This is a genomic window from Bradyrhizobium sp. LeoA1Lang (genome assembly GCF_055413685.1).
Genome location: NZ_JBVAPG010000408.1, coordinates 1 through 1,310, shown reverse-complemented (window position 1 = coordinate 1,310; position 1,310 = coordinate 1). Strand labels below are relative to the sequence as shown.

Below are 1,310 nucleotides of genomic sequence, written 5' to 3'. Positions count from 1 at the left end.
AAGGGCGAAAATCAGTTGCCAAGGGTCATTGCCGGCGTCAAATTTACCGACGGCGTCGCAGAATCGACGACGCCAGCTAACCGCGCCGCCTGATCAGCCCCATCACCCAATTTCGGCCATAGCTCTGCTCGGGGATCTCCTTGATACAACTACGTTCGATCAGGCTAGGCGTGAAGCTCTCGTGAAGGAACTGCGGGGATTATGGGAGCAGCGCCGCCTTAAGCTGCATCCTTCACATGCTGCTCTCGCGCATCAAGGTTGCGATCAATGCTGGAGAAAGCATAACAGGCACTCATGAATATGGCCGTGTGCATGTCCCCAAATACAGGGGCAGCTGGGCCCCAGAGGCGGGCTTATCCGGTAGCTGGGTCATGGTTGTAGTCTTGGGCGCTGCGCCACAGCAGCAGCTCTGGACGACGAGCGACCGAGCACGAGAAGTTCCATTCGACATGGTTGGTTCAATTATACGGAGATAAGCGGGTGATATAAAAGGGGTTGGAACAGCTATACGGAGGTTTATCGGTAGTAAGCGCCTACGCGACGTGCGAACCGCTTGTCGCGTCGAGCCGGCGCGACGCAGCTTGCGTAGCCCGCCGAAGAACGTGGCCGCAATGGACATGCGCCTCGGTTGATGCCCGGCGTGCACCTGAGAATTCTTCTCAAAGCCAGGCAAAGATCGATAGCCATCCCGGTATGCCTGAATTCATTTCTCCAACTGGCTTTTTGCTTGCCGTCATTCCTAGAATTGGTAAAACTGATTGTTTTGATCGAATGCATCCACAGTCTGGATAAGTCCAGATCATGCGTTCAGGGCCTCGATGATCTAAATCTGCTCGTCGTGCTCGACGCTCGGGTGACCGAACGTAACCTTACCGCTGCGGCACGAGCATCAACCTGAGCTAGCCGACCATGAGCGCCGCCGTCGCCTGGCTACGCGCGCCTAACTCCGCGATGTGTAGAGTCGGGGAAGCCCGAGTTGGTCGAACAGTGGTTGCACAGGGCTTTCTGGATCGCCGGGTGTCCTGACATACGCCAGAACCCCGTCGATGAACCGGCCGCAGTCGCTGCACTATTTACGGTGAGAGGCCGCGAACTTGTCGCAACATCGCGCGCGGAAGGGCTCGCCGCCCCAAGTGGCTCTGCCGCACATCCAGCTCTCCATTATTTCCCGGGAGTGTTCAACCGTAAGCGGTAAGAGCTCCCACGTTCGCAGTGATCAGCGGGCGCGTGCGTAGCGGATCGGCATCCAGTATTGGCGCAGCGCCTCGACGGCCGCTGGGATATCGAGGTGGGCATTGCGAAGAAAGTCC

At 57.8% G+C, this 1,310-nt stretch carries 1 pseudogene; it reads left to right on the top strand.

Going from position 1 to position 1,310, the window contains the following annotated elements:
• Positions 1 to 784 precede the first annotated feature (784 nt).
• Positions 785 to 900 (top strand): annotated as a pseudogene (locus tag ACZYOF_RS43825) (LysR family transcriptional regulator); the annotation flags it as partial.
• Between the last annotated feature and the right edge of the window lie 410 nt (positions 901 to 1,310).